Here is a 1,907-nt window from a genome sequence, read left to right as displayed (position 1 = left end):
CAGGAGACCGAGGACAATGATCAGTACCCCTGCCCCGTCGATGACGAAACCAACGCTTTCGACAAGGTGCTGGAAGGTGGGCATGGAGACCTCTCGGTACGGTTGAACGCCTGTCTGCGACGGCGCAATGACGGCCCTATGGAGCGATCAGGGGCGCGCGCCTTGCCCACAGACGTTCGCGCGCTGTTGTCGGTTCTCTGGCGTATTGGCGATCAGAACCGCCGTGATGGCGAGTTTGCAATCTTCAGACGCGCCTTTTCTCGTCGTCGGGTCAGACCAGTCGATACTTGCTGGCGTTGGCGTTGGCGTTGGCGAGAGCTGCGATCTGGATGCCGGTGGCTGGATCGCCTCGACCATGACGTCAGTCAGGATCTCCTTCGCGTGCGCCGTGATCGACGCGGACGGCAGCGGCTGAACGCGCGTCGTTGGAGATCGTCCGCCAGACCACCACAGACCGCCCGCTAAGGCCGCTGAGAGCGCGAGTAGGGCGATGGCGGCACGAGGACGCCCGTCGCTGCCGAAACGGGCCTGGAGACCGTTCAGATGCTGTTGCCGCGCGGCCCGATCGGTCCGGGCGTGGCCGAGAAGCGTCTTCCAGGCGTGAAGAACCGCTGGCGGTACCTCGCCCCGCGCCCAATCCGCCAGGTCATCCGACAAGGCCGACACCCGCGACACCCCGTCGGGCAATCCTTTGGGAAAGCGCGCGGCGCTGGTAAAGACGACCCGGCCGCTCACGGCAACCCCGAGACCCAGTGCCTGCACCGCTTTGATGTGGGCATGATTCTGCCGGAGCGGATTCTGAAAGGAATGGCGTTGCCTTCCCATCAATTGGGTCCAGGTCGCCTCGTTTGCCTGCCCCAGAACCGTCCCGCGATAGTTTTTGGTCTCGACGACCAACAGACCCGCTGGGGTGAGCGCGACATGATCGAGCTGGGTCAAGCCGCCGCGCCCATCCGGCAGGATCAGATCGTGGCGGACCTCGGGAAAAAGCCGTCCCAGGGCACGCCCGACCTGGGCTTCGCCAGCCACGCCACGGAGCCTCGGCGCCAGGAGTTTGACTGCGGCGAGCGCCAGAACAAACGGCATCATCCAGAGCAACGGACGCATCTGCGCCAGGATGTCCAGGAGCGAAGAAAAATGACCGGATTGGAACATGGCGCACGGAATCCCGTGGTCTCAGGTGACCGCTGGGGTCTGGCGGAGAAAGGTCTCGTCGGTGACCTGTCTGAGCACGAACTCCGCCACGTCGGCGCGGCTGATCCGACCACCCTTGAGCAAGCGGTCGAGGCCAAACCGATAGCGTCCGGTCTTGGGACCGTCGGTGAGCCCGCCCGGCCGAACGATGATCCAATCCAACCCACTCGCCTTGACCAGTTGTTCCTGTTCCGCCTTCGCGGCCAGGATCGGTTTCAGGGTCAGGTCCATGATAACCCGGAACGGCCAGGCAATTTGCTCGCGACTATCGCCCACGCCGAGGGAGGTCACCACCACGATCCGGCGCACGCCGGTTTCCTGCATGGCCGTCAGAATCCGCTGTGTCCCGCGCGCCTCGATCAGTTGCTTGCTCCCATGGCTCCCGAGCACGCAGACAACAGCGTCCGCGCCCGTGACACAGGAGGGCCTTGATCATCGTTTGGTCCAGCCGGTGTGCCAGGACTTCAGACTCTCGCTCAAGGCATTGTTTATGCAGTGCTAAACACCCTTTACTTGATCCTAATTTAGGGTTTTGGACCAAACGATGATCAAGGCCCACAGGAGGCGCAGGCAACAGGGTTCAGGACATCCCCAACCAGCGCCGTCAGTCCGGTGCGGGCTGGCAGGCGGGATCGCGCACTAGGAGCCTGTCCGACTTAGGTCGGACGTCGCGGCGAAGCCGCTCTGGAGGCTGAAAATCAAGGTGACTTTCT

General features: G+C 63.3%; 2 protein-coding genes. Both read right to left on the bottom strand.

Translation table 11 applies throughout. The features are described 5' to 3' along the window. Positions 1-147 precede the first annotated feature (147 nt). Positions 148-1,155 (bottom strand): nuclease-related domain-containing protein, encoded by a 1,008-nt coding sequence (locus QZY07_RS19600; protein WP_295406280.1) that lies wholly within the window; start codon positions 1,153-1,155, stop codon positions 148-150. Between the two features lie 21 nt (positions 1,156-1,176). Then, positions 1,177-1,584 carry an NAD(P)-binding oxidoreductase gene (locus tag QZY07_RS19595; RefSeq protein ID WP_295406277.1) on the bottom strand — a complete coding sequence of 136 codons (408 nt, stop codon included), beginning with the start codon at positions 1,582-1,584 and terminating at the stop codon, positions 1,177-1,179. Positions 1,585-1,907 lie beyond the last annotated feature (323 nt).

It is taken from the genome of uncultured Thiocystis sp., from assembly GCF_903866365.1.
Lineage (GTDB): Bacteria > Pseudomonadota > Gammaproteobacteria > Chromatiales > Chromatiaceae > Chromatium.
This window is presented reverse-complemented; position numbering and strand designations above follow the sequence as displayed.